This is a genomic window from Allomuricauda sp. ANG21, assembly GCF_040705235.1.
GTDB classification, from domain to species: domain Bacteria; phylum Bacteroidota; class Bacteroidia; order Flavobacteriales; family Flavobacteriaceae; genus Flagellimonas; species Flagellimonas marina.
In genome coordinates, this window is record NZ_JBFCVT010000002.1 from 614,630 (window position 1) to 640,831 (window position 26,202).

Annotated in this window: 22 protein-coding genes; 9 read left to right on the plus strand and 13 right to left on the minus strand. The window is 42.1% G+C overall.

Going from position 1 to position 26,202, the window contains the following annotated elements:
* Positions 1–131 precede the first annotated feature (131 nt).
* Both AB1A65_RS05115 and AB1A65_RS05120 read right to left on the minus strand, forming a co-directional pair.
* Positions 132–596 carry an ASCH domain-containing protein gene (locus tag AB1A65_RS05115; RefSeq protein WP_366586292.1) on the minus strand — a complete coding sequence of 155 codons (465 nt, stop codon included), beginning with the start codon at positions 594–596 and terminating at the stop codon, positions 132–134.
* Positions 597–606: 10 nt separating this feature from the next.
* The gene (locus tag AB1A65_RS05120; RefSeq protein ID WP_366586294.1) at positions 607–2,310 is read right to left on the minus strand and encodes a GMC family oxidoreductase; all 1,704 of its coding nucleotides are present in this window, start codon (positions 2,308–2,310) and stop codon (positions 607–609) included.
* Positions 2,311–2,449: 139 nt separating this feature from the next.
* On the opposite strand from AB1A65_RS05120, the gene AB1A65_RS05125 reads away from it, so the two are divergent.
* The 6 genes from AB1A65_RS05125 (at position 2,450) to nadD (ending at position 7,147) form a co-directional block, all read left to right on the plus strand.
* On the plus strand, positions 2,450–3,502 hold the full coding sequence (locus tag AB1A65_RS05125; protein WP_366586297.1) for a sugar phosphate isomerase/epimerase: 1,053 nt from the start codon (positions 2,450–2,452) through the stop codon (positions 3,500–3,502).
* Positions 3,499–4,263 carry a DUF1080 domain-containing protein gene (locus AB1A65_RS05130; protein ID WP_366586299.1) on the plus strand — a complete coding sequence of 255 codons (765 nt, stop codon included), beginning with the start codon at positions 3,499–3,501 and terminating at the stop codon, positions 4,261–4,263. The genes AB1A65_RS05125 and AB1A65_RS05130 overlap by 4 nt, the downstream gene beginning before the upstream one ends.
* Positions 4,264–4,294: 31 nt before the next feature.
* Positions 4,295–5,023: a DUF1080 domain-containing protein gene (locus AB1A65_RS05135; RefSeq protein WP_366587070.1), complete on the plus strand. Its 729-nt coding sequence runs from the start codon at positions 4,295–4,297 to the stop codon at positions 5,021–5,023.
* Positions 5,024–5,104: 81 nt separating this feature from the next.
* Positions 5,105–5,962, plus strand: a complete 858-nt coding sequence (locus tag AB1A65_RS05140) for a YicC/YloC family endoribonuclease (RefSeq protein WP_366586301.1) — start codon at positions 5,105–5,107, stop codon at positions 5,960–5,962.
* The gene (gene gmk, locus AB1A65_RS05145; protein WP_366586303.1) at positions 5,959–6,558 is read left to right on the plus strand and encodes a guanylate kinase; all 600 of its coding nucleotides are present in this window, start codon (positions 5,959–5,961) and stop codon (positions 6,556–6,558) included. The genes AB1A65_RS05140 and gmk overlap by 4 nt, the downstream gene beginning before the upstream one ends.
* A 4-nt stretch (positions 6,559–6,562) precedes the next feature.
* Positions 6,563–7,147, plus strand: coding sequence for a nicotinate (nicotinamide) nucleotide adenylyltransferase (gene nadD, locus AB1A65_RS05150; protein WP_366586306.1), 585 nt, complete (start codon positions 6,563–6,565; stop codon positions 7,145–7,147).
* Between the two features lie 13 nt (positions 7,148–7,160).
* On the opposite strand, the gene AB1A65_RS05155 is transcribed toward nadD, so the two are convergent.
* The 3 genes from AB1A65_RS05155 to AB1A65_RS05165 form a co-directional block, all read right to left on the minus strand.
* Entirely contained in the window at positions 7,161–7,868 is a 708-nt protein-coding gene (locus AB1A65_RS05155; RefSeq protein ID WP_366586308.1) for a DUF6503 family protein, read from the minus strand.
* 18 nt (positions 7,869–7,886) lie between these two features.
* A complete protein-coding gene (locus AB1A65_RS05160; protein WP_366586311.1) occupies positions 7,887–10,169 on the minus strand; it encodes an inorganic phosphate transporter in 2,283 nt (760 codons plus the stop codon).
* A gap of 73 nt (positions 10,170–10,242) precedes the next feature.
* Positions 10,243–11,454 carry a porin gene (locus AB1A65_RS05165; RefSeq protein ID WP_366586313.1) on the minus strand — a complete coding sequence of 404 codons (1,212 nt, stop codon included), beginning with the start codon at positions 11,452–11,454 and terminating at the stop codon, positions 10,243–10,245.
* 331 nt (positions 11,455–11,785) lie between these two features.
* Between AB1A65_RS05165 and dgt the strand changes: the two genes are divergently transcribed.
* On the plus strand, positions 11,786–13,144 hold the full coding sequence (dgt, locus tag AB1A65_RS05170; protein WP_366586315.1) for a dGTP triphosphohydrolase: 1,359 nt from the start codon (positions 11,786–11,788) through the stop codon (positions 13,142–13,144).
* Here the strand turns inward: dgt and AB1A65_RS05175 are convergent.
* Together AB1A65_RS05175 and dxs are read right to left on the minus strand one after the other, a co-directional pair.
* Positions 13,141–14,205 carry a DUF3078 domain-containing protein gene (locus AB1A65_RS05175; protein WP_366586318.1) on the minus strand — a complete coding sequence of 355 codons (1,065 nt, stop codon included), beginning with the start codon at positions 14,203–14,205 and terminating at the stop codon, positions 13,141–13,143. The two genes, dgt and AB1A65_RS05175, sit on opposite strands and share 4 nt — an antisense overlap.
* Entirely contained in the window at positions 14,196–15,974 is a 1,779-nt protein-coding gene (gene dxs, locus AB1A65_RS05180) for a 1-deoxy-D-xylulose-5-phosphate synthase (RefSeq protein WP_366586321.1), read from the minus strand. Before dxs ends, AB1A65_RS05175 begins: the two co-directional genes overlap by 10 nt.
* A gap of 83 nt (positions 15,975–16,057) precedes the next feature.
* On the opposite strand from dxs, the gene AB1A65_RS05185 reads away from it, so the two are divergent.
* On the plus strand, positions 16,058–16,507 hold the full coding sequence (locus AB1A65_RS05185) for a nucleoside deaminase (protein WP_366586324.1): 450 nt from the start codon (positions 16,058–16,060) through the stop codon (positions 16,505–16,507).
* A gap of 51 nt (positions 16,508–16,558) precedes the next feature.
* Here AB1A65_RS05185 and AB1A65_RS05190 read toward each other — a convergent pair whose 3' ends face one another.
* The 4 genes from AB1A65_RS05190 to aspS all read right to left on the minus strand — a co-directional run bounded on the left by AB1A65_RS05190 (position 16,559) and on the right by aspS (position 20,688).
* Complete coding sequence (locus AB1A65_RS05190) at positions 16,559–16,753, minus strand: cold-shock protein (RefSeq protein ID WP_366586326.1); 195 nt, start codon at positions 16,751–16,753, stop codon at positions 16,559–16,561.
* A 79-nt stretch (positions 16,754–16,832) separates the two neighbouring features.
* Entirely contained in the window at positions 16,833–17,096 is a 264-nt protein-coding gene (locus tag AB1A65_RS05195; RefSeq protein ID WP_366586328.1) for a hypothetical protein, read from the minus strand.
* The gene (locus AB1A65_RS05200; protein WP_366587073.1) at positions 17,093–18,877 is read right to left on the minus strand and encodes a chloride channel protein; all 1,785 of its coding nucleotides are present in this window, start codon (positions 18,875–18,877) and stop codon (positions 17,093–17,095) included. The genes AB1A65_RS05195 and AB1A65_RS05200 overlap by 4 nt, the downstream gene beginning before the upstream one ends.
* Before the next feature lie 62 nt (positions 18,878–18,939).
* Entirely contained in the window at positions 18,940–20,688 is a 1,749-nt protein-coding gene (gene aspS, locus AB1A65_RS05205) for an aspartate--tRNA ligase (protein WP_366586330.1), read from the minus strand.
* 378 nt (positions 20,689–21,066) lie between these two features.
* On the opposite strand from aspS, the gene AB1A65_RS05210 reads away from it, so the two are divergent.
* Positions 21,067–21,417: a nicotinic acid mononucleotide adenyltransferase gene (locus AB1A65_RS05210; protein ID WP_366586333.1), complete on the plus strand. Its 351-nt coding sequence runs from the start codon at positions 21,067–21,069 to the stop codon at positions 21,415–21,417.
* A gap of 73 nt (positions 21,418–21,490) precedes the next feature.
* Here AB1A65_RS05210 and AB1A65_RS05215 read toward each other — a convergent pair whose 3' ends face one another.
* Together AB1A65_RS05215 and AB1A65_RS05220 are read right to left on the minus strand one after the other, a co-directional pair.
* The gene (locus AB1A65_RS05215) at positions 21,491–25,000 is read right to left on the minus strand and encodes an efflux RND transporter permease subunit (protein WP_366586336.1); all 3,510 of its coding nucleotides are present in this window, start codon (positions 24,998–25,000) and stop codon (positions 21,491–21,493) included.
* Between the two features lie 11 nt (positions 25,001–25,011).
* A complete protein-coding gene (locus AB1A65_RS05220) occupies positions 25,012–26,187 on the minus strand; it encodes an efflux RND transporter periplasmic adaptor subunit (RefSeq protein WP_366586339.1) in 1,176 nt (391 codons plus the stop codon).
* Between the last annotated feature and the right edge of the window lie 15 nt (positions 26,188–26,202).

Consider the following 26,202-nt stretch of genomic DNA (forward strand, 5'->3'; position numbering starts at 1 on the left):
TCTAAAAAGTATTGAAATATGTCATTCTGAATTCCTGCCTGCCCGCAGGCAAGGTATTTCAGAATCCCATCATTATGAGAACCTGAAACAAGTTCAGGTTGACGAAAGCAGGCTTTTAGACATCTTCTTTTTTATCGTTTAAAGAGCATTTCAAACCCTTGAAATACCACAATCATACTTTCCCGTGGCGTCTTGCCATACTGGGCAAGCTCTCGTGAGAAATAGGGCCAATGGGTCTTTTTCCAGTGTTCTAGGCTTTTATCACCTTCACCTTCCAGTCGGGCTTGTTCTTCCCGAACAGCAAAATAAGGGACCAACTTCACTGAGGTAGTCCTAATAATGCACTTAGCATTTCCGTTCCAGTCGGTGACCACCGTAAACTCCCCAATCTTCGGAAGGGGTTCATTTCGTTGCTGCATCCCGATCAGGGAATGTGAAATGGCCCGTTTGGTCTCCTTACAAATTAAATCGGCACAAGTGTTGGCATCTTCTTCATTGTCATAAAAGCGCACCACTTTTGGTGCTTCTTTGGAAGCATATTCCAAATGGGCGTCCAAAAAATCGCCCCACATATTTCGGGCAGATGCATTTTCCATAAGCAGGTTTTTAAGAAAATTTGTTTTGTTTAAACTGTTCAGCGGCATGGTTGGCCGCTCTGGCGGTAAAAGCCATATAGGTCAGAGATGGGTTAACACAGCTGGACGATGTCATAAAGGCACCGTCCGTTACATACACATTGGGTGCATCATGCACTTGATTGTATTTGTTCAGTACCGAAGTTTTTGGATCATGCCCCATTCTTGCGCCGCCCATTTCGTGAATGCCCAGCCCCGGTCCTGTTTCAGTATCATAAGCGTGCACATCCCTAAAGCCAGCCGCTTTAAAAATGGCCACTGCCTCCTTTTTGATGGCTTCCCGCATCTTGAGTTCATTTTCCTTGAATTCCACATCAAAATCCAATTGAGGAAGACCCCACTGGTCTTTTTTGTCCTTGCTCAGGGTAACCCTATTATCATGATGTGGTAACATTTCACCAAAACCTGTCATTCCAATCTGCCAAGCACCGGGTTGTAAAATGGCTTCTTTTAAATTTTTCCCATACCCCATCTCGGCAACGGTCTCTTGCCAATTGCCCCTGCTGGCACCACCTTGGTAGCCGAACCCGCGCACAAAATCGTTTTGTTTGGTTTTGTCGTTCAAGTTGACAAACCTGGGAATGTAGAACCCACAAGGTCGTCTTCCTTTGTAATATTTGTCTAGGTAACCATCCACCTTTGCGCTGGCCCCCAACTGGTAATGGTGGTCCATAATGTTTCTGCCTACTTCATCATGATTGTTGCCCAAGCCATTCGGGAATGTTTTGGATTTGGACTGCAACAGAATCCCTGTTGATGCCATGGCCGAGGCACACAAAAAAATAATCTTGCCCTTGAACTCTAAGGTTTCATGGGTTTCCCGATCAATGACCCTAACCCCGGTAGCTTTTTGCCGGGCATCATCATAAATAACCTCATGTACAATGGAATTGGGTCGGAGGGTCATGTTGCCGGTGCGCTCCGCTGCAGGTAAAGTAGATGAAAGACTACTAAAATAACCACCAAAAGGACATCCCCTCCAACACCTGTCTCTATATTGACAAGGACCACGCCCTTCAAATTGCTTTTCACTTGTAGTGATGTGTGCCGCCCTACTGTTGGTTAAAAGACGGCCATCATCAAACTTGTCCTGCATGGATTTTTGAAGGTCCTTTTCTACACAGTTCAGTTCCATAGGAGGTAAAAATTCACCGTCTGGTAAATGGTTGAGTCCCAATTTTTGCCCAAAAACCCCAATATAGGATTCCACCTTGTCATACCACGGGGCAATATCTTTGTAGCGCACAGGCCAATCAATGGCAATACCTTCGTTTTTATTGGCTTCAAAATCCACATCGCTCCAGCGATAACTTTGTCTGCCCCACGTAATGGAACGGCCCCCTACTTGGTAACCGCGAATCCAATCAAATCGTTTGGTTTCTTGGTAAGGATGTTCCAGATCATTAACGAAGAAGTGTTTAACATCATCTCTTGGCGCCCACCCTACCCGTAACTGTTTATGATATTTTTTTTTGTCTTCCCGGGTCAATTCACCTTTAAAAGGATAGTCCCAGGGGTCATCGTGCATGGTCTTGTAATCTTCAATATGTTTTACCATTGGGCCGCGTTCCAAAACCAAGGTTTTCAATCCGTTTTCGCAGAGTTCCTTGGCCGCCCATCCGCCACTTATTCCCGTTCCCACCACAATGGCATCATAAACTGTATTTTCGTTCACCGTAATACTTTTTAATTGTTTGCTAATTCCTATATTTATGTTTTCTACATGGGAAGTAAAAATATCCTAGAAATTTTTTTAAATATAGAAGATAAATCACAATATTTTGCGGATTTGTTGATTCAGAAAACCATTTTAAATGAAAACAATTAAAGGACCGGCTGTATTCTTAGCACAGTTTGTGGACAGTCAACCTCCGTTCAATTCGTTGGATGGATTATGCAAGTGGGCCGCTGGCCTTGGCTATAAAGGAATTCAAATACCAACTTGGGAATCGTTCCTGATCGACTTGGACAAAGCTGCCGAAAGTCAGGATTATTGCGATGAGCTCAAAGGAAAAATAAACTCCTACGGTCTTGAGATTACAGAGTTGTCCACCCACCTTCAAGGACAGTTGGTAGCCGTTCACCCAGCCTATGATATTATGTTCGACAATTTTGCGCCCAAAGAACTGCATGGCAAACCAAAAGAGCGCACAAAATGGGCTGTAGAAACTGTAAAAAAGGCAGCCACCGCTAGCCGTAGATTGGGTCTTAAGGCACATGCTACATTTTCTGGATCTTTACTTTGGCATACGGCACACCCTTGGCCACAACGACCTCCGGGCTTGGTGGAAATGGGCTTTGAAGAGCTGGCCAAACGATGGATGCCCATCTTGAATCATTTTGACAAGGAAGGTGTGGATGTATGCTACGAAGTTCACCCAGGTGAGGATCTACATGACGGGGATACCTTTGAACGTTTTTTGGAAGCCACTGGAAATCACAAACGGGTGAACATTCTCTATGATCCAAGCCACTTTGTCTTACAGCAGTTGGATTATATTGAGTATATCGACATTTACTATGAATTCATCAAGTCCTTCCACGTGAAGGATTCAGAGTTCAATCCTACGGGAAGGAAAGGTGCCTTTGGTGGATACAACGACTGGGGAAATAGAGCTGGGCGCTATCGCTCCTTGGGCGATGGCCAAATTGACTTTAAAACCATCTTTTCCAAATTAACGCAGTACGGATGCGATGTTTGGGCCGTAATGGAATGGGAATGTTGCATTAAAAGTCCGGAGCAAGGTGCCCGTGAAGGTGCCAAATTCATTCAAGATCATATTATTGAAGCCACCCAAAAAACTTTTGATGATTTTGCCGGGGCTGACGTGGATACAGAAAAACTTAAAAATATACTCGGTTTATGAAAAAAGTAGCAGGAATTATTTTCGCAGTGCTGGTTTTGGCTTGCAAAGGAAAACAAGAAAAACAAGGAGAAGTTGATGCGGACCCCATGGCAGGGGCTGAAAAAGAAGTTCCTCCTCCATCAACAAATGAATGGACCGTTCTGTTCGATGGTTCATCCTTTGATGGGTGGCATATTTACAACGGAGGAGCAGTTGGAGCGCCATGGAAATTGGAGGATGGCGCAATGATTTTTGATCCTTCGCTGGATGAATCCGATGGAAAACACTTCAACCTAGTTACCGATACGGAGTACACCAGTTTTGAACTGTCCTTGGAATGGATGGTGAACGAAGGTGCCAACAGTGGTGTCATGTGGGGTGTTGTGGAAGATGAAAAGTATGGAGAACCCTATGTAACCGGACCAGAAATCCAAGTGTTGGATAATATTGGCCACCCTGATGGAAAAAATGGACCGACCCGTCAAGCGGGGGCCTTATATGATATGATTCCTACCGACTCAACCGTGGTAAAACCAGTTGGCGAGTGGAATCATTTTGTGCTTACCATCAACCACAAGACCAATGAAGGCAGTGTAATTTTGAACGATAACACTGTTGCGGAGTTTCCTGTCCATGGAGATGCTTGGAACGAGATGGTGTCCAAATCAAAGTTTGCCGATTGGGAGCATTTTGGCAAGTTTAAAACGGGTAAGATCGCCCTCCAACATCATGGAGAACCCATTGTGATTGGATATAGAAATATTAAGATTAAAGAATTATAGGATGCAAAAACTAAAAAGTATTTTGTTGATAATGTTGGGGTTGATTGCCACAACCGGTTTTGCCCAGCTAGAAGAGGAGCCCACAAAACCAGAACAAACCGAATTTTACGAACCCGTTGTACCTGTTGTTACCCCGGGAAAAGATGGTGCACCGCCCAGCGATGCCATTGTTCTTTTTGATGGGACTAATCTGGACAATTGGGTCAGTATGGCTGACAGTACCGCGGCAAAATGGATTGTGAACAATGATGGCAGTATGACGGTAAAGAACAGAACGGGTGACATTCAAACCAAACAAAATTTTGGAAGCATCCAACTTCATATTGAATGGAAGTCGCCGGCTGAAATACAAGGAAAAGGTCAAAGCCGTGCAAACAGTGGTGTTTTTCTTTCGGGATTGTACGAAGTACAGGTGTTGGACAACAACAATAATGACACTTACGTGAACGGACAGGTGGGGTCCATTTACAAGCAACATACCCCCTTGGCCATGGCCTCTGTTCCATCAGGGGAATGGAACACGTATGACATTATTTATCATCAACCTGTATTTGAGAAGGGTCAAAAAGTTAAATCAGGAACTCTAACGGTCATCCATAATGGTGTTTTGATTCAGGATCATGTGGAAATCAAAGGAACCACGCCCTACATTGGTTGGCCTAAAAACCCGGTTCATGGTAAAGGTCCTCTTCGACTCCAAGATCATGGTGACAATAGTAGGGTGAGCTACAGAAACATTTGGGTAAGGGAGTTGGACTAATTTCATTTTAAACTCCACGTTTACCAGGTCAAGGGGGTCAAAAGCTATTTTGGTTACCTTTGGCAAAATATCTATTGCTATATGATTCAATCCATGACCGGTTTTGGGAAGCACGTGGCGCAGCTTCCATCCAAGAAAATTACTGTGGAACTCAAATCACTCAACAGTAAAAGTTTGGATATCAATGCCAGAATTCCACAATCATATCGTGAAAAGGAGTTGGAGCTTCGAAAAATGATAGCTGATGTATTGGTACGCGGAAAGGTAGATTTGGGACTTTATGTTGAGATTACCGGCGAAGAGACCACAGCAGAGGTGAATCAGGGCATGGTAAAAAAATACATGGAACAATTGGCGCAACTAGCCAAAGGCGATGACATAAAATTGCTTGAACTGGCGTTGCGCATGCCCGATACCCTAAAAACGGACAAGGACGACATTGACGAATCTGAATATGAAGCCATAAAAGAGGCCCTGAAACAGGCACTTTCTGAGATAACCACATTTAGGAATGAGGAGGGCAAGGTTTTGGAACAGGATTTTGTAGAACGAATCAAAAATTTGACATCTTTACTTGATCAAGTCAATGCTATGGACCCGGAGCGTTTGGCAACCGTGCGTGAACGTTTGGAAAGAGCGGTGAGTGACCTTAAAGTTGAATTGGATGCGAATCGGTTTGAGCAAGAGCTCATATATTATTTAGAAAAGTACGACGTTACAGAGGAGAAGGTTCGCTTGGCCAATCATTTAAGTTATTTTGAAACTACTCTCAAGTCGGACGATTCCAATGGAAAGAAATTGGGCTTCATTGCCCAGGAAATAGGTAGGGAAATCAATACCATTGGTTCCAAGGCCAATTATGCGCCCATGCAGCAATTGGTGGTACAAATGAAGGATGAGTTGGAAAAAATCAAGGAACAAATGCTCAATGTGCTATGACAGAAGGGGGTAAACTCATCATTTTTTCGGCGCCTTCAGGAAGTGGAAAAACTACCATTGTCAAATATTTGTTGGCCCAACCAGAGCTGAACCTTGCCTTTTCAATTTCGGCTACATCCCGCCCAAGGAGAGGAAAGGAGAAACACGGTGAGAATTATTACTTCATGTCCATTTCTGAGTTTAAAAAGCATATTAAGCAAGGTGATTTTTTGGAGTGGGAAGAAGTATATCGCGATAACTTTTATGGCACTTTAAAGGCCGAGGTAGAACGCCTTTGGGCCGAAGGGAAGAATGTTATTTTTGATATTGATGTTTCAGGGGGGCTTCGGATAAAAAAGAAGTTTCCGGAAGAAACATTGGCCGTTTTTGTAAAGCCACCCAGTGTGGATGAATTGAAAATTCGGTTAAAGAAGCGAAGCACCGAAAGTGATGACAAAATCAATATGAGAATTGCTAAGGCGTCCGTAGAATTGGCCACCGCCCCTCAGTTTGATAAAATCATTAAAAACTACGATTTGGATGTTGCGCTAAAAGAGGCCCATAAGTTAGTAGCCGATTTTGTGGGTGCCAAAACCCCAGATTCAAAAGAAGATTAACACCATGAAAAAGGTAGGGCTCTTTTTCGGCACATTCAACCCTATCCATGTTGGCCACTTAGTGATAGCCAACCATATGGTAGAATTCTCAGATTTGGATGAGGTGTGGTTCGTGATTACCCCACAAAGCCCCTTTAAGACCAAGCAATCGTTATTGGACGACCATCACCGTTACCAAATGGTATACGAGGCTGTGCAGGAATATCCCAAATTAAAACCTAGCAAAATTGAGTTTGATTTGCCCCAACCCAATTACACCATCAATACGTTGGTTCATTTGAACGAGCAATATGGCAGCGACCACAAATTCTCACTTATTATGGGAGAGGACAACCTGAAAAGCTTTCACAAATGGAAGAATTATGAGACCATCTTGGAGCATTATTCCATTTATGTGTATCCGAGAATTTCTGAAGGGGAGGTTGACCATCAATTCAAAGAAAACTCAAAAATCACCAAGGTAAATGCACCCATTATGGAGATTTCATCAACCTTTATCCGAAAGGAACATAAAAAAGGGAAAAATATTAGACCGCTGCTCCCAAGTGCCGTTTGGAAATATATGGATGAAATGAATTTTTATAGGTAGTAGTTTCTTTTCACTAGGATTTGGACAAAATATCGGTTCCCAAATATTTGTTGTCCTTGTTCATGTACCACGCCCGTGTCTTGGGCATTTTTATCCCGTTGATTTCCTCCAAGCCTTGCAAAAGAATATACTCCCCATCATTTTTGCTTTCATCATGGTAAAATTGATACACTTCCATGGCGTAGCTCTTTGGGTCAAAATAGAAATACCATACATCGTTGCCCACATTCTCATCGTAAGTAACTTTCAGCACCAGATACTCCTTTCCATTGAAGGTCTTTTTTTGCACTGAGTCGTCCAATAAGGTGCCAGGGTCCCTGAGCTTCATGGGAAGACCGTAGAGGTAGGTGTAATAATTTTTCATGGTTTCGCCACGGTCGCACGTAAGCCTGTACGACTTTATATCTTCTTCACTTATCTCATTTGAACCGTTGAGAAAGGCATTGCATATTCCTTTATCAAAGTGATATCCATAAGAATCACCATCCTTCTCAACCAAAAGGCTGAATTTTTGCTGTGGGGTATTGAGGGATATGGTGCTCAGCCGATTACTCGAATTGGGGCTTTCCATGAGCACTTTGAACTCTCCATCAAAGGTTTTCCAGTTGCCGTTGGGGTCGTGAAAAGCGATGGCTCTGCTCAGAAGTTCTGAACCAGTAATACCCTGTGCTTGGGAAATGGTAACATAGCACAAGGTTAAAAGTAAAAAGAGATGTCTCATAAAGCCCAAAGTTTTAGACTATTTATCCTTGTTCTTTTCTATTCGAGCTGGCTCCACGGTGCTGTCATGCTCGGAATAATAAAGCTCCAAAAGTTTTATTGTGGCTTTTACCATGTCTTTACTTTCGGTGAGCAATGAAAAATACAAGGTGGTATTCTTTGGACTGGTTTCCTCCGTTCTGGTGCGAGCCACCTGTTTTTCCACCTTATCGGAAATCAACTCATAATATTTATCCTTTTCATTTAGGAGGTTGGCAATATTCTCAAAAGATTTTTTACTAAAGGTCTCCATTGTTGTGCCAAACAGACCTTCCAACGAATGATCCAAATCTTTTAGTTCCTTGATTTGATTGTACTTCAATTTTTTGTGGTTGTTGAGCACATGGGTGTAACTCACTTTCGAGATATATTCCAATGATTGGGTAAAATCTTGGAGCACTCCCAATAAGGTGATGTAAAAATTACTGGCTCCTCCCACACTGGATTCATCCAAATTCTTGATAAAGTAATAGAGGTTGTTTTTGAGACCATCCACTTCTTTAGCAAGCTTTTTAACCCCTTTATTGTTCTTTTTCAAAGCTTCAAGGTCGTGTTTGGCCAACCCATTGATGGCTCCTGAATAGATTTTATTGCTTCGTTTAACCACGCTGGCAATGTTGGTGGCACTTTCCTCAATAACACCTTGAATGGAACTACTTTCAGCCTTTCTGAGGATATCTTCTACTTTGGTTTCCACTTTTTTTCGGGTATGGCTCAAATAGTTTCTTACCAAAAGAATTCCTGCTAAAAGTAATAATGCAATTAGTGCAACAAAACCTCCCAAGTGTAATAGGTAGGCAATAGTGGCCGCGGATATGAAGGCACTGATGGCTGTAAAGAACCAACCTCCAATTACATTCAATACACCGGCTACCCGATACACTGCACTTTCAGAACCCCAAGCACGGTCTGCCAAAGAACTTCCCATGGCCACCATAAAGGTAACATAGGTGGTGGACAAGGGTAATTTCATAGAAGTGGCTACAGAAATAAGAACACTGGCCACCATTAAGTTTACCGAAGCTCTTACCATATCAAAAGCCGGCATATCCTGTACCTTGCCTTTTGGGACATATTGGTTGGGTTTGGTAAGCCTTCCCAAAACACGATTTCTAAATCCATTTGGGACTGTATTGGCCAAACTATCAAAAGCTGTCATGGAGAATTTTACAATCTGACGTGATAAGAAGTTGGGTTGGAATCGTTCTTCGCCTTCTCCTTCGCGGGCTAGGTTGATTTCGGTTTCTGTTACATAACGGGCTTTGGTGGACAGCCAAAGTGTAATTATCATGACCAATCCAGAAATCAGCAGTAAATACGTTGGTGTTTGGACAGCCGAGGCAAGTCCTCCCATGGAAAATTCCGAGGCAGATATTCCAGACGCCTGCCAATCCTGAAAAGATTGCCAAGCCGCAATGGGAACACCAATAAAGTTGACCAAATCGTTGCCAGCAAAAGCCATGGCCAAAGCAAATGTTCCTAAAGTAATAATGATTTTGTAGATGTTAAGTTTAAATGTAGTGGTAAGCACCAAAGAAACAATCATCCAAAAGATAAAATTACCCAGTAAAAAAAGCTCAGGTTGTGTGTTGGCAACTTCGGTAAGTACTCCATTAAACAAATTGGCACTTTTTAATCCTTTTACCAAGATAAAATGGATGATAGCGGTAATGGCCAGCCCGCCAAAAACGGAACCAATCCATTTGGGTTGCTCATTGAACCGAAAAGAAATCAGCATTCTGGAAAAAAACTGAACAACAGCGCCAATGGTAAAGGCTATGGCCACAGACAATAAAATCCCCACAATAATCTCGGTAGCCTTTCCTGTATTGATATAGCTTCCCAAGGCTTCAAAACCACCACCAGTTCCAGAAACTTTTATTAAAGCCATGGCAACAGCAGCACCCAATAGCTCAAAAACAATGGATACCGTGGTGGAAGTAGGCATTCCTAGAGTGTTGAAAAAATCTAGGAGTAGTACATCGGTGATCATCACAGCCATGAAAATGATCATGATCTCTGCAAAAACAAATTCGGATGGGTTGAATATCCCTTTTCGAGCTACTTCCATCATGCCACTTGATGACATTGCACCAAGAGCAATTCCAATGCTCGCCACAATCATGATTGTCTTAAAAGAAATGGCTTTGGACCCCAGGGCAGAGTTTAGGAAGTTCACGGCATCGTTGCTGACACCGACGACCAAATCCGTAATAGCCAATACGGCCAGGGCAACCATAATTACTAGGTAGATGTTGTCCATAGTTAATACTTCAGAAAAAATTGTTCAAATATCTTGATAATGGCCTATGCCTAAGTTATGTTAAGGTTATCTTTTACAGGTGCACCTCCATTTGTAAACGCCACATTAACTCATTGACTCCATGCTCTAAAGTTAAGTAACTTAAATCGGTTTGCACCTTTAGCTTATGTCCTACAATATATTTTGAAATTCCCAAAGTATATTGTTGCTCATGTTCTCTTCCTGTTATCTCTTCATTTAAATGAATATTTGTAAACCGTCCTGAAACCTCCCAATTATTTTTAAAAAGATAACCGGTTTGTAGGTTTAGCCCATTACCAACCTGTACCGTATCTCCTGTTTCGGAACCATCAGAGTTTAGGGCAACGGGATTGTCCGAGTCACGATTGGCATATTCGCCCATAAGCGAGAAACCCTTGTATTTCAACATTAAATCAATAAAAACAGTTGAAATATCTGTTTGATAAAATCCAGTATCATTAAACATGTATTGGCCCATATTGCTTCTGGTTTTCACAGCATCCTTATTAATGTCATACGTAGCAGCAAGCATTAATTTTACGGTTTCTTCACGTTTTAAGTCAGCTCCCATATAATCCCCTTTGGAAGTAAATTTGCCAAAAGGCAATACCTCAAGCCGTGAGGTATATTGATGCCCACCAAGATTACCTACAGTAACATTCCTGCCTTCTCCTTGGGAAAAGGCAAATTTTTCACGCACCAACATCTTCTCGCCCAAGGTAAAGTGATGTCTCAGTTGAAAACCCATATCCCGATCAATATTAAATCTGGCATTGAGCAAAGAACGATCTACCTGTTGTAAATTTCCTGATGAAATTACCCGTTCTATGTTTCCGGGAAGTTTGGTCTGGCCAAACCACAACACAAAATTTTGATAAAAGTTCCATTTAACAACCGCATCCAAAATGTATCTCGGGGTGTTTCCGGTAAACTGTGAACCTCCAGAAATATCTCGGTTTGAAAGTCCAAGCTCTATTTTGTAAACAAGTTTGGGAGAGTGAATAAAACCATCAAATTTTAATCGTGCTCTACGGACTAAGAAGTTTTGTTCCGGATTTGTATAGCCTTCATCAGTTTTGCTCCAACTTGAAATTGTTAAAAGTTGCATTCTGGCTCCTACCTTTGCAGACCATGTACTGTCCTTGCCCATAAAATTCAGTAATCCGTTGCCAAATGTAGACGGTTCAAGTTCTTGTGAATAAGAATATGGCACGTATAGGAATAGAAAGCAAAACCCACGAAGGGCTAACTTTTTGAAATTCATTACGGTACTAGTTTTTGTCGCCGCAAAGAACTACATGCAATGTTAAGATAACGTTTCTTTTATGTTATATTAAGAAGGTTTTATCCACAAAAAAGGGCTACCTCAGCTGAGGTAGCCCCGAGGATTTCCAAGAATAGTCGACAAAAACTAATATCCGTAAAGAAATCCTTAAGTTAAAGCACCAAAAGTGGTCTCTTGAGATTTCTTAACTGTAATTTTAAGTTTAAGTAATCATTAAAACTTCTAGTATTGTGGAAGTTAGTGCCGACATCCTTTCTTTCTTTTGAGTTGATAAAGGTTGATCGTATATTGCACTTCAAATTAACTGCCAATGGAATGGGAACAGCTACTTTCCTTAAAGCGACAGGGAGACACGCATAAACGACTCCGTAAAGAACAAGAAGAGACCCGTTTAGGATTTGAGGTGGACTATGACCGTATCATTTTTTCCTCGGCGTTCCGAAGCCTTCAAGACAAGACCCAGGTAGTGCCCATGCCCATAAGCGTGGGTTCCAAAAAGGATTTTGTGCATACCAGGCTCACCCATAGCTTGGAAGTTTCGGTGGTAGGGAGAAGCTTAGGGCGCACTGCGGGGCAACAAATATTATCCAAGTATCCGTACTTGGCCGATGTTCACGGGTATCATTTCAATGATTTTGGTGCTATTGTGGCGGCGGCTGCCTTGGCGCATGATATTGGAAACCCACCTTTTGGACATAGTGGGGAAAAGGCCATCGGCAATTATTTTAAGCAAGGTAACGGCAAAAAATACAAAGCGTCACTATCTGCGGAAGAATATCAAGATTTGGTGGATTTTGAAGGAAATGCCAATGGGTTTAAATTGTTGACGGAAGCTCGGGATGGGGTTCCTGGAGGGTTGAGATTGAGCTATGCCACATTGGGTGCTTTTATGAAATACCCAAAAGCATCTTTGCCAAAAAAACCATCCAAGCACATTGCGGACAAAAAGTTCGGGTTTTTCCAATCTGAAAAGGATTTTTTTATGGAAGTGGTGGAAGAAATCGGATTGGCGACTAACCCAAACAATCCCGGAACTGGGTTTTATAGGCATCCGTTGACTTATTTGGTGGAAGCCGCGGATGACATCTGCTATACCATTATAGATTTTGAGGATGGCATCAATTTGGGGCTTATTCCAGAGGAGTATGCATTGGAGTATCTCATTAATTTGGTGAAGGACAACATCAACACCAAAAAATACAACGCCATGACTAACTCCAGCGATAGATTAAGCTATTTGCGGGCTTTGGCAATCAATACTTTGATTAGGGATGCGGTTGATGTTTTTGTGAAGCACGAATCTGAAATTCTTGAAGGGACGTTCGATGCTGCCCTTTTGGATAAAGGGAAATATCAACCCCAAGTAGAGGACATCATAAAGTTGAGTGTTGAAAAAATATATCAATCTGTTGAGGTGGTGGACAAAGAATTGGCAGGGTATCGCATTATCTCGGATTTACTGGATATGTATACCAACGCATTGATCAATACCAAGGAGGAAAATGCAAGCAATTATGATGGATTGTTGATCAGAAGTTTGCCAGAAAATTACAGGAATTCAGACACTTCAGTCTATAAAATCCTTTTGGATACCAGTTGTTTTGTGGCCAGTCTATCGGATAGTGCTGCGGTACACATCCATGATAAGCTTACAGGGCGGAAAATCTAAAAACTATAAAGGATTCCCACACCCAATAGCTGCTTAAATTGAATCCTTGGTATTCCGGGGTCTATGACGGTACCGTCATCGGCCACAACTTCATCAAATTTAATATCGTCATCGTAGATGAGATGCGTTCCAATGTTTGCCTTGATGTAATCATTTACCTTTAGATTAAAGTTCATTTCCCAATCTACATCTATGTTCCCAAAACTTCTGACATAGTCCGTGTAGAGATTTATTCTGTGGTTCATTTTTACGTTTCGGACTATTTCTTTCTCCCAAGTATTGGTGATAAGAAAACCAAGTTCCAAAAACAAGTTTTCACCTTCTTCCACTCCAAAGGCCCCTTGGTTCGAAAGGGTTTCATCCAATACAAAAGTGGATTTCATTGTGGCCGGAGAGATATATAGATTAAAGTTGTCTTGGGTGGAGATATAGGACGTACCCATACCTAAGAAGAGATATCCGGGAGCCATAAACCTGGAAATTGGGTTTTCTCTGTCCGGATATTTAAAACCATTGGAGAATTGCGTATTGAAATTTGTCTTGACCGAATAATACCAATTGGTTAGGGTATCTTTTCTAAAACTTATGGTTGAAGTAAGTCTAATTTGATCATCGGTTTTTCTGAGCTTTCTTCCTTCTTGCGCATTGAGTCCATACCTAAATACAGCCTCGTTGTTCCAGTTGAGGTACCTAAACTTATAGTTGCGCCCAAACCGCATACTGGCCAAAGCTGAAACGGAATTGTCTCCCCCTGCGTTCCAATTCACAAAGGCAACCTCATTGATGTTTAAGCCAAATTCATTGATTTTTTTCCAGAATGAAGTGGGTTCAAAGCGTTTGTACCATCTGCGCAATGGCTTAATTCGATTTAAAACCGCCCTGGGGTCCCTCAATTTAGCGCTTCTTGGCACATACTTGAGCTTAACATCCTTAATACGAACCACTTTAAAGGTGTAATCGGTGCTATCGGATTTCAGCTCAAAAACCTTGAATGGGTCTCCTTGCGCATGTGCGGAAAGGCAAACGGTAACAAAAAGAACAAGAAAGCAAATTAATCGCATTGGTTTAAGGTTGATTTTATATAGGAATGTAAGGTATCAAAATCTATACCAGCCAGTTGGTGGGTCTCGGGAATTGTGCCTTGTGCAACAAACTTATCAGGAATGCCAAAAATTTTAACGGGTTTTGAATACCCTTCGCTGTTGGCAAATTCAAGTACCGCAGAACCAAATCCCCCCATTTCGCAACCATCTTCCACGGTAATAATATGACTGTATTGTTTAAAAATAGTATGGAGCATCTTTTTATCCAAAGGTTTTACAAATCGCATATCGTAGTGGCCAATGGTATCTGGATCATTGAGAGCTTTCAAGAGGCGGGTGATTTCATTTCCAATGTGACCAATGGAAAGAATTGCAACTTGGGTACCTTCCTTTAAACAATGAGCGGTACCTATTTCAATGGACTCAAAACTAGTTTTCCACTCCAAAGTCACTCCGTGTCCTCTAGGATATCGAATGGCGATAGGGCCATCTAATCCCATTTGGGCAGTGTACATGATGTTTCTTAGTTCCATTTCGTTCATGGGAGCGAACACTGTCAAATTGGGAATGCAGCGTAAATAGGCCATGTCAAAAACGCCATGATGCGTTGGTCCATCCTGTCCCACCAATCCGGCGCGGTCCAAACAAAAGATGACAGGAAGGTTTTGTAAGGCCACATCATGGATTATTTGGTCATAGGCCCGCTGCAAAAAGGTGGAATAAATATTACAAAAAGGAACAAGTCCCTGTGTTGCCATTCCTGCAGAAAGAGTAACGGCATGTTGTTCCGCAATACCCACATCAAATGCCCGGTCCGGCATTTTTTCCATCATGTATTTTAAGGAACTTCCTGTTGGCATTGCCGGGGTGATGCCCACTATTTTATTATTTTTTTCAGCAAGTTCAACCAGTGTGAGTCCAAAAACATCTTGGTACTTGGGGGGTTGTATTTCTTGAGATTTTTTGAGCCGTTCCCCGGTAGTTTTGTCAAATTTTCCAGGGGCATGATAGACCACCTGATCTTCTTCAGCCTTTTTTAACCCCTTTCCCTTGGTTGTTATTATATGGAGGAGTTTGGGGCCTTCAACATTTTTCAACCGTTGTAATTCTTGAACCAATCCTATTACATCATGCCCATCCATGGGGCCTGAATACTTCAAATTCAGACATTCAAAAATGTTTTCATCTTTGGCTGTGCCTTTTTTTACATTGGTGAGGTATTTTTTTAGGGCCCCGACACTAGGGTCTATTCCAATGGCATTGTCATTGAGAACTACAAGGGCGTTTACATTGGTGACCCCTAAATGATTGAGTCCTTCAAAAGCCATACCACTGGCAATGGACGCATCACCTACCACCGCAATATGTTGTTTGGAAGGTTTTCCGTTCAATTTTGAAGCCATGGCCATGCCCAAAATGGCTGAGATGGCCGTTGAACTATGTCCGGTTCCAAAATCATCGTATTCACTTTCACTTCGTTTTGGGAATCCACTAATTCCCCCGAGTTGACGGTTGGTATCGAATATTTCCTTTCGGCCTGTCAATATCTTATGGCCGTAGGCCTGATGGCCCACATCCCAAATGAGTTTGTCATTAGGCGTATCAAAAACATAGTGCAAGGCAATGGTGAGCTCCACAACGCCTAAACTGGCACCTAAATGCCCTTCTTTGGTGGATACAATATCAATAATGAATTCCCGAAGTTCTTGGGCAAGTTTGGGCAGCTCATCCAAAGAGAGTTTTCTGAGATCTTTCGGGGATTCTATATGTGTTAAAAGCTTTTTCAATGGATAAAAAACAAAAGTACCTATAATCAGTAAAATTATTTTATGTGTAGCTTAGCCATCTCATAAAAACTTTAAAAAAAGTTGTGGAAAATCCGTTTGACGACACCTATTTTATGAAGAAGGCCCTACAAGAGGCAGAAATAGCTTTTGACAATGGTGAAGTGCCTGTAGGTGCTGTGGTCGTGGTGAACAACAGAATTATTGGCAGGGCCCACAACCTTACAGAACGCTTAAAGGATGTTACCGCACATGCCGAGATGCAGGCCATTACCGCGGCCTCAAATTTTCTGGGCGGGAAATATTTAACGGGGTGTACGCTCTACGTAACCTTGGAGCCCTGCCAAATGTGTGCAGGGGCATTGTACTGGAGCCAGATTTCCAAAGTGGTTTATGGAGCACCTGATTTAGAGCGCGGGTTCAATGTAATGGGGGGCCATTTGCATCCCAAGACGGAAATTGTGGGAGGGATTTTGGAAAATGAAGCTGCTGAATTGTTGAAGCGTTTTTTTATCCAAAGAAGGAACCTGAACTAAATAAAAACCCCCGAAAAATCGGGGGTGGTAAAAAATCAAAATAAAATATTGTTATCCGATTACCTGCACTTGGGCAGCAACCAATCCTTTTCTTCCTTCTTCTTCCTCGTATTCTACTTTGTCGCCGTCGTTCAATTCTACTCCGTTCAACGCTGTAACATGAACGAAAATGTCTTTTCCTGTTTTGTCGTTTGTAATGAACCCATAACCTTTGGATCCATTAAAAAATTTTACTGTACCGGTCATTAAAAAAATAATTTGTTAAAACACTAAAATATACTTTTTTACGTCGCTTTGGATGAATATAGTATTAAATCTTAGAAAATTATTGATTCTCAGTATTTTTGCCCTCTTTGTCCTGCATTTTCCTAATATTGTCTTTGGTGAGCATGTAATTTTTCATGTCCTTGTGCTTACTTTCCTTATAAAGAAATAGGGGCATTGCCACCAAGAACAAGCCAACAGTGCCCAAGCCAATGTATTTATGTGCTGAACTTGTTTGCTCTTCATCAAGGGTGAAACCGTACACTATGGAGCAAAATGAAAGCAGGGTTATAAAAACGATGATATGTTTAAACTTAATTTTCATTGGGTATAATTGATCAATTTTCTTCGGTAGGCCGTCAACAATTTGGATTTTGAGATGAACCCTTCATATTTTCCATCCTTTATCACAGGCAAGTTCCAAGCACCGCTGTCCTGAAATTTTTTCATTACCTGTTTCATGGTATCCTTGCCGTAAAAAATGTGTTCTGGGGGTGCATGCATCAAGTTTTTTACGTAGATGGTGTCATAAAGTTCCCGATCAAACATGAATTGCCTAATATCATCCAAAACAATAATACCCATTAGTTTTTTGTCATTGTCCAATACGGGAAAAATGTTCCGTTTGGATTTGGAAACGGATTCGTGCAGCATTTCTCCCAAAGACATGTCGGGGTGGACTGCTTTGAAATTTTTTTCGATTACATCTTCAATTTCCATGAGCCCTAAAACCATTTGATCTTTATTGTGGGATAGCAATGCACCAATTTTTGCAAGTTCCTTGGTGTAAATGGTATAATCCATGGCATTTTTTGTGGTCAGATACGATATGGATGCGGTTATCATCAGCGGAACGAAGAGTTCATAGCCCCCCGTGATTTCGGCTATCAAGAAAATGGCGGTCAATGGCGCATGGATTACTCCTGCGATCAAGCCAGCCATGCCAATGAGTGTAAAATTACTTTCTGATACGGAAAACCCAAGCCCCAGATTGTTGATGACCTTGGCCACTACATTGCCCAACGCACTTCCCATAACCATGGTGGGAATGAATATTCCACCTGCTCCGCCAGCCGCAAATGTTGTGGTCATGGCAATGGCCTTGAATATGGTGATTCCGAACAAGAGGGCAATCACTACCCAGATATTGCTGACATAGGCATCAAACGGGGTCTTGCCCAATGCCTTTAGATGATTTCCTTCCAAAAGACTGTTGATAAACCCAAAACCTTCACCATAGAGTGGAGGAATGGCGTAGAGCATTATCCCTATGGCAATACCGCCCACTAAAAGCTTGTACTTTGGACTTTTGAAACGCTTAAAAAAGGTAAGGATGGCAAAATACATCTTTGTAAAATAGATGGAGGCAAAAGCAGTACCTACTCCAAGTAAGACATAAAATGGGGTGTCCTTTAATTGAAAACCTTCCGTTAGTGAAAAGCTAAAAAGCACTTCGTTTCCCAAGAAGAAATAGGAAGTGAGTACACCAGATATCGAAGCCAACAATAGTGGGAGCATTGAGAGCATGGTCAGGTCCAACGTAAATACTTCCACCGCAAAAATAATGGCTGCAATCGGCGATTGAAAAATAGATGATATTGCGCCGGCTGAGGCACAGGCTACCAACAGGGAACGTGTTTTGGTATCAATATGAAATAGTCTGCTTAAATTGGAACTTATGGCGGAACCAGACTTTACCGCTGGCCCCAACAACCCCACGGAACCTCCAAACCCAACGGTAAGTGGTGCAGTTATCAAAGGGGTGTAAATATCTTTTACGGTTAGCAATCCTCCTTTTTTGGACAGTGAGAAGATGATGGATGAAACCGCATGTTGAATTGGTTTTTTGTGCACAAACTTTACGTAGAGGTAAACCAAGGTCAAACCAATAGTGGGTAAAATAAAGTACAGTTGGTTTTCAGAAAAGACGACACCCATTTTCAATAGTGATTCAATAAAATAGGTGAAGTTTTTCAAGGTTACGGCCACCAACCCTGCCAAAAAACCAACCACCAAACTCATAATGTGCACAAAGGTCTTGTTGGAGATGTTTTTATATCGCCATTTTAGAAAACGGGTTAAATATTTTTTGCTCTTTTTGGGCATGGGGTCAATGATACACTTAAATGTATTAAAAAATCCCGCGTTTGGCGGGATTGACATATTTTTTAAAGGTCCAACTTTAGGTGCAGCTCCTTTAACTGTTCATCATCAACGGGAGCAGGTGCATCGATCATAACATCCCTGCCACTGTTATTTTTTGGGAAGGCAATAAAATCGCGTATGGTTTCGTGTCCGCCCAAAATGGCCACCAATCGGTCTAAGCCAAAGGCAATACCTCCGTGGGGTGGAGCACCATATTGGAAAGCATCCATTAAAAATCCGAACTGGGCCTTGGCCTCTTCGGGGGTAAAGCCCAAATGTTTGAACATGGTTGCCTGTACCTGTTTATCATGGATACGGATGGAACCTCCACCAATCTCATTTCCGTTTAGTACTAAATCGTAGGCATTGGCCTTAACGGCACCAGGGTCGGTCTCCAAGAGGTCCAATTGACCTGGTTTGGGTGATGTAAACGGGTGATGCATGGCATGATAAGTGCCGGTTTCTTCATCAAGTTCCAATAACGGAAAGTCTACAACCCATAACGGAGCAAACTCATCTGGTTTTCTAAGACCGAGCCTTGTTGCCAGTTCCATTCGGAGAGCGCTTAGTTGTGCTCTTGTTTCATTCGTCTTTCCGGAAAGTACACAAATTAGGTCGCCCGGTTTGGCTCCGGTCACTTCTGCCCATTTGGCCAAATCCTCTTGGTCATAGAACTTGTCCACCGAAGATTTAAAAGTGTCATCTTCGTTACATTTTACATAAACCATGCCTTTGGCTCCTACTTGGGGCCGTTTTATCCAATCGATAAGCGCATCAATTTCTTTTCGAGTGTATTCTGCAGCTCCGGGAACGGCAATACCCACTACCAATTCAGCTGAGTTAAAGACATTAAAGTCTTTGTGTTGGGCCACAGCGTTCAGTTCCCCGAATTGCATTCCAAAACGGATGTCGGGCTTGTCATTGCCGTACAAGCGCATAGCATCATCAAAGGTCATTCTAGGAAATTCTTCCACTTCCACGCCTTTTATTTCTTTCAATAGATGTTTGGTAAGCCCTTCAAATGTGTTGAGGATGTCTTCTTGCTCCACAAAGGCCATTTCGCAGTCTATCTGGGTAAACTCAGGTTGACGGTCAGCACGTAAATCTTCATCCCGAAAGCATTTTACAATTTGGAAGTATTTGTCCATACCGCCCACCATCAGTAATTGTTTAAAGGTCTGGGGCGACTGGGGCAATGCATAAAACTGACCTTCGTTCATTCGGCTTGGTACCACAAAATCTCTTGCGCCTTCGGGGGTGGATTTGATGAGATACGGAGTTTCTACATCAATAAAACCTTGATCGGAAAGATATTTGCGCACCTCCATGGTTACTTTAGACCTGAAGATGAGGTTGTTTTTTACCGGATTCCTTCGGATGTCCAAATAGCGGTATTTCATACGGATATCCTCGCCGCCATCGGTGTCATCCTCAATGGTGAATGGAGGTAAAAGGGATTTGTTCAAAATGGTGAGTTCGGTGACCAAGACCTCAATCTCTCCCGTAGGGATATTTGGATTTTTGGATGCTCGTTCGATAACCTGCCCCTTAGCTTGGATAACGGTTTCACGACCAAGTTCCCGGGCTTTTTCCAAGAGCTCTTTTGAGGTTCTTTCCTCATCAAAAACCAATTGTGTAATGCCATAGCGATCACGTAGATCAACCCATGCCACAAAACCTTTGTCTCGCAGTTTATGGACCCAACCACTCAATACAACTTCTGACCCGATGTGTGAAGCTCTCAGAGCCCCACAAGTATTGCTTCTGTACATCTTATTTGTTCTGGAGGGCAAATTTAATAGGAATACCGAAATCTAGGGTTAGATAAAGGGATTTTCTACTTGAAGAGTATTTTTTAGGTGTGTTCAATTTAAACTTTATGATTTTATTGGATGATGTTCATCTAACTTTTTCTTAACTTTAATTTTACATTGAGGGGTACTTATGCCAAAAAATGGTCAATTTCTTCGATAAAACGTTGATTGTTGTTTTGTTTGGTTTTAAATCAATATGCTGTAAAACAGTGATTTACCACTTCAATGTTAATTTAATGTAAATTAAACGTTACATAAATATTTATTTAATGTAAAATTTAAATACATTTGTATCGTTATTGATTAAGAAAGATTGATTTTATAAACCCATAGACTATGAAGAAAGCAATATTTATTTTAGCAGTGATGTTTTCGGTTTGTATGTATCCACAAGATATAGAACCGACTTTGGAAAAAGTGGGGAAAATGGTAAAAGCTACATATTTTCACGAAAACGGTGAAATAGCCCAAACTGGCTATTTAATGAAAGGTAAACTACACGGCGAGTGGCTGATGTATGATGCAAATGGTAAAAAACTTGCCTCTGGTACGTATGAAAATGGAACAAGAGTTGGCAAGTGGTTCTTTTGGGAAGGTGATATCTTAAAAGAAGTGGATTTTTCCGATAATCGCATTGTCAGTGTAAAGAATTGGAACAATTCTGAAGTTGTTTCCGTTGACCTTTAAGTACAACAGTGTTTAAAAGAAAGCCCCGACCATTTGGTCGGGGGGGCTTTTTTGTTTTTAGAAATGTCAGGATTTACGCAGCCATGTTTAGCTCTTCCTTTTTATTTTCCTCCTTCTTGTTTCTCCTCCGTTGAATCCTCAACTTAATCCTGTAGACCAAGCTGAATAGGATGGGTACCACTATCAGTGTTAGGAAGGTGGCTACCAGCAACCCATAAATCACGGTCCAGGCCAGAGGTCCCCAGAAGATTACGTTGTCTCCCCCAAAGTAAATGTTGGGATTGAATTCACTCATCAACGTAAAGAAGTTAATATTGAACCCTGTGGCCAATGGAATCAACCCTAAAATTGTAGTAATGGCGGTCAGCAATACAGGTCGCAACCTCGCTTTTCCACCTTTTACCACAGCCTCCTTAAAGTCTTCGGGATCTAATAGGTCATCTTCTTCCAGATCAAGAGCCACCTTCTTTCGGTCAATGAGGAGTTGAGTGTAATCCAACAAGACCACACCGTTGTTCACCACAATACCTGCCAAGGAAATGATACCCATCATGGTCATCATGATCACAAAAGCGCTTCCGGTGGCAACAATTCCCCCAAATACTCCAATCAAACTCAAGAATATGGCCAGCATAATAATGCCGGGCTTGGAAACTGAATTAAACTGGAAAATCAAAATGAAGAAAATAAGACCAAGTCCAGTAAAAAAGGCACCCATTAAAAAGGCCATTTGTTTGTTCTGTTCCTCAATTTGGCCAGTGTAATCAATTTTTATACCGGATGGAAGTCCTTCAAAATCATTCATTTCATCTTGAATCTTGCTGACAATTGCACCTGCATCTGTATAGCCTGGAGCCAAAGCAGAATATACGGTTACCACACGCTTGGTATCACGGTGTTTAATGGCACTGAACCCAGTGCTGTTCACTTGCTTGGCCACAGCAGATACCGGCACTTCCTTGATCTGCCCGTTGGAGGCATCCCTAAACGTGATTCGTTGGTTGAATATGGCGCTGGTATTATAGCGGTTTTCTTCATTGAAACGGACATAGATGTCGTAATCTTCCCCACCTTCTTTGTAAATGCCCGCTTTTGCTCCAAAAATGGAGTTACGGAGCTGTTGGCCAACCTGGCCGGTGGCGACACCCAATTCTCCGGCTTTTTTCCGGTCCACCGCCACCAACATGGAGGGTTTCGATTTGTTTACATCAATTTTCAGCTCATCAATCCCGGGAATGTTTCTTGAATTGATAAAGTTTCGCATTTGCTCGGCAGTATTGATCAAATCAGTATAATCATCCCCTTCGAGTTCTATATTGATGGGATATCCCGCAGGTGGGCCCACTGCATCTTTTTCTACCGAGATGGCCACTCCGGGATACACATCCTTAAGGGCTTCTTGAACCTTGCGAAGCAACTCATTACTGTCTGCACCTTCACGATATTTGTATTCGCGCATAGTAGCCGTAATCTTTCCGCGGTGGGGCATTTCGGCAGCGGAACCTCCATCGGTTTGGGGGTTGCCTGCGCCTTCACCTACCTGTGAGACCGCACTTTCCACCAAGAAATTATAATCCCCGTGCTCGTAAGCATCGGAATTGACGATATCGTAGACCTGTTGCTCAATTTCCTTGGTAATTGTATTGGTCTTTTTAATGTCAGTTCCTTCTGGATATTCTATGTAAACAATAATCTGGTTGGGGGTATTGTCCGGAAAGAACTCCACCTTGGTCCGTTGGCTGCCAACGGATGCCCCAAAGCCCATAAAAGCAATCAAAAGAAGTGCAAATGTTCCAACTGCAATGAAAATGGGTTTTCTTCCAGAAAGAGCCCGGCGAAGAATTCTTTCATAAAATCTTTCCCATCTTGGAAGCACTTTATTTTGAAACCCATTGGCCCAATTTCGTAGGAACAAACGATAGACCCAAAGCATGATGGCCGTTAAGACCATAGCGGAGCCCAAGGCTCGATAGCTTCCGCCAAAAATGATGATCAACAGACCAATGGCGCCTACAATTGAAGTGATCCTTATAATGTTCTTCAAAGGCATTTCTTTGTCCTCAGTGGTCATGTACCGAGACACCAGAACGGAGTTGAAGAAGATGGCCACGAAGAGGGAGGATCCTAACACCACGGAAAGGGTAACCGGGAAATAGATCATAAACTGGCCCATAACACCGGGCCACAATCCAAGCGGAACGAAGGCCGCAACAGTCGTCAAGGTAGAAATAATGATGGGAAACGCAATTTCCCCTATACCCTTTTTGGCCGCTTCAATTCTGGACATACCTTCTTCATCCATCAATCGGTAAACGTTTTCCACAACCACAATACCATTATCCACCAACATTCCCAATCCCATAATCAACCCAAAGAGAATCATGGTGTTCATGGTATAGCCCAAGGTGTTCAAAATCATTAGGGACATGAACATGGACATGGGTATGGCAAAACCAACAAACAGCGCATTTTTGAAACCAAGGAAGAACATCAATACGGTCACCACCAAGATAATCCCGAAAATAATGTTGTTCACCAAATCGTCCACTTGCCCAATGGTTTTGGAAGATTGGTCGTTGGCAATAGTAACTTTTAGGTCTTGCGGAAATACATTTTTAAGCGCATCATCCACAATTACCTGAATCTGCTCAGCAGCGGCCACCATGTTTTTCCCGGCCCTTTTTTTAACATCGAGCATCACTACAGGTTCACCGTATTCTCTGGCATAGGTGGTCTTGTCCTCCTCCTTGAAAGTGATTTCGGCAACATCCCTTAAATAAATAGGATTGCCATTTTCCGATTTTACCACAAAGCTTTCAAGGTCTTTTGGTTCATCAATTTCACCAATAATTCGAATAGTCCTTCGTTGCCCACTAGTGATCAGGTTACCTGCAGAAGTGGTCATGTTTTCATTGCTAATGGTGTTGATGATATCGCTAAAACTTACTTTGGCGGCCATCATTTTGTAAATGTCCACGGCAACTTCGACCTCTTTTTCTTGGGCACCACGGATGTCAACCTGCTTTATTTCTTGAAGTCCTTCAATTTCGTCTTCAAGATATTCGCCATATTCCTTGAGCTTGTCCACGGGATAATCACCTGAAATATTGATATTGAGGATGGGAATTTCCTCGGACATACTGAGGTCAAAAACATTAGGTTCCACCTTAGCTCCATTAAATGTAGGCCAGTCCTCACCAGCGGTTTTGGAATCGACTTCATCTTTAACCTTTTGCAAGGCGGCTTCCACAGTTATTTTCTCATCGAACTCCACAATGATCATGGAATAATCTTCCTGTGATGTTGAGGTGATTTCCACTACATTGCTTACTGTTTTCAATTCATCCTCAATGGGATCGGTAATCAGTTTTTCAATATCCTCAGCAGTATTCCCGGGATATAGTGAGCTGATGTAAATTTTGGTCTCCTTAATTTCAGGGAAACTTTCCCTGGGCATACTGAAATAAGCCGATGCTCCCAAGAAAAGAATGACAGCAATCAACACATACATGGTTGTTTTGTTGTCAATAGCCCATGAGGACAGCCTAAATTCCTTATCTACGCTTTTTTTCTGCTTGCTCATAATTTGATTGGCTATATATTGTTCTTTATTTTGACTTTTTGCCCTTCTTTTACACTTCGGGCCCCTTCATCAATAATGCCGTCACCACTATTGATTCCTGATAGTACTTCTACATAATCCCCTTGGGTCTTGCCAGTTTCAATGACTACTTTTCTGGCCACGGGGTCAGATGAAATAGAATCTGCATCCACCAAAAAGACATACTGCTCACCATCTGCATTTTCAGAAACAATACTTTGGGGGATTAAGATGGCATCCTCGCTTGTATAATCATTAATCATGACCCTTGCCGTAAGGTTGGGCTTTATTTTGCCATCATGACTTGGCACTGGGATTTCAGCCGTAAACGAGCGGTTCGCAGGATTGATGAAATTACCGGTCTGCCTTATCTTGGTGCTAACACTATCTCCCAAAACAGGAAAATACACCTTAACATCCTTGCCCGGGGTAACATTGGTGAGGTGGCTTTCTGGCACTTCCACCTCAATGTACATATTGGATAGGTTTACTATTCGGAACACTTCAGAACCGGGACCTGGGGATACCACAGTACCTTCGTCCTTGATAACATCATCAATGATTCCGGAAAAGGGCGCTCTAATGGTGGATTTGGCGACTTGACTTTCCAGTTGCTTTACCGCACTCCGTTGAGACTCATAATTGGTCTTGGCCTGCAAGAATTGTATTTCAGAACCAATATTTTGTTCCCAAAGTCTTTTTTGGCGTTCAAAAGTGGTTTTGCTCAATTCTTCTTGGGTACGCAATTGTGCCAATTGGCTTGAAAGGCCACCATCATCAATGGAGGCAAGTAGCTGTCCTTTGCTTACCTTTTGGCCTTCCTTAACGTAGACACGGTATAGTGTTCCGGCCATTTCGGGGTAAATAAGTACATTTTGTTTGGTCATTACATCGCCCTGCAGTTCTAGGTAGTGGTCAAACTTTTGAGGTTTGGCCTCGATTGCTGTGACCAGTGGCAACTTTGCGCTATCGTCCAAAACAGCAATGGCAGAATCCAATGATTTAAGCTTCATTTCCAAAGCTTTTTGCTCCTTGGAAATCTCTGCTTGTTTGGCTCTAATGGCCCCTATGTCGTTACTGGCGATGACATTCTCGACTGAGTTGTTGGACCCACCTCCACAAGAAGCCAAAACTACAGCTGTTAAGGTTATGTATAGTATTTTTTTCATGATGATATGGTTTTC

Bases quoted from the DNA above. Each gene is read 5' to 3' on its own strand.
- gmk (WP_366586303.1), top strand. From the start codon at position 5,959: ATGACAGAAGGGGGTAAACTCATCATTTTTTCGGCGCCTTCAGGAAGT.
- AB1A65_RS05210 (WP_366586333.1), top strand. From the start codon at position 21,067: ATGAAGAAAGCAATATTTATTTTAGCAGTGATGTTTTCGGTTTGTATG.
- AB1A65_RS05125 (WP_366586297.1), top strand. From the start codon at position 2,450: ATGAAAACAATTAAAGGACCGGCTGTATTCTTAGCACAGTTTGTGGAC.
- AB1A65_RS05195 (WP_366586328.1), bottom strand. From the start codon at position 17,096: ATGAAAATTAAGTTTAAACATATCATCGTTTTTATAACCCTGCTTTCA.
- AB1A65_RS05190 (WP_366586326.1), bottom strand. From the start codon at position 16,753: ATGACCGGTACAGTAAAATTTTTTAATGGATCCAAAGGTTATGGGTTC.
- AB1A65_RS05165 (WP_366586313.1), bottom strand. From the start codon at position 11,454: ATGAATTTCAAAAAGTTAGCCCTTCGTGGGTTTTGCTTTCTATTCCTA.
- dgt (WP_366586315.1), top strand. From the start codon at position 11,786: ATGGAATGGGAACAGCTACTTTCCTTAAAGCGACAGGGAGACACGCAT.
- AB1A65_RS05160 (WP_366586311.1), bottom strand. From the start codon at position 10,169: ATGGACAACATCTACCTAGTAATTATGGTTGCCCTGGCCGTATTGGCT.
- AB1A65_RS05175 (WP_366586318.1), bottom strand. From the start codon at position 14,205: ATGCGATTAATTTGCTTTCTTGTTCTTTTTGTTACCGTTTGCCTTTCC.
- AB1A65_RS05200 (WP_366587073.1), bottom strand. From the start codon at position 18,877: ATGCCCAAAAAGAGCAAAAAATATTTAACCCGTTTTCTAAAATGGCGA.
- AB1A65_RS05215 (WP_366586336.1), bottom strand. From the start codon at position 25,000: ATGAGCAAGCAGAAAAAAAGCGTAGATAAGGAATTTAGGCTGTCCTCA.
- AB1A65_RS05140 (WP_366586301.1), top strand. From the start codon at position 5,105: ATGATTCAATCCATGACCGGTTTTGGGAAGCACGTGGCGCAGCTTCCA.
- aspS (WP_366586330.1), bottom strand. From the start codon at position 20,688: ATGTACAGAAGCAATACTTGTGGGGCTCTGAGAGCTTCACACATCGGG.
- AB1A65_RS05135 (WP_366587070.1), top strand. From the start codon at position 4,295: ATGTTGGGGTTGATTGCCACAACCGGTTTTGCCCAGCTAGAAGAGGAG.
- nadD (WP_366586306.1), top strand. From the start codon at position 6,563: ATGAAAAAGGTAGGGCTCTTTTTCGGCACATTCAACCCTATCCATGTT.
- AB1A65_RS05220 (WP_366586339.1), bottom strand. From the start codon at position 26,187: ATGAAAAAAATACTATACATAACCTTAACAGCTGTAGTTTTGGCTTCT.
- AB1A65_RS05115 (WP_366586292.1), bottom strand. From the start codon at position 596: ATGGAAAATGCATCTGCCCGAAATATGTGGGGCGATTTTTTGGACGCC.
- AB1A65_RS05155 (WP_366586308.1), bottom strand. From the start codon at position 7,868: ATGAGACATCTCTTTTTACTTTTAACCTTGTGCTATGTTACCATTTCC.
- AB1A65_RS05130 (WP_366586299.1), top strand. From the start codon at position 3,499: ATGAAAAAAGTAGCAGGAATTATTTTCGCAGTGCTGGTTTTGGCTTGC.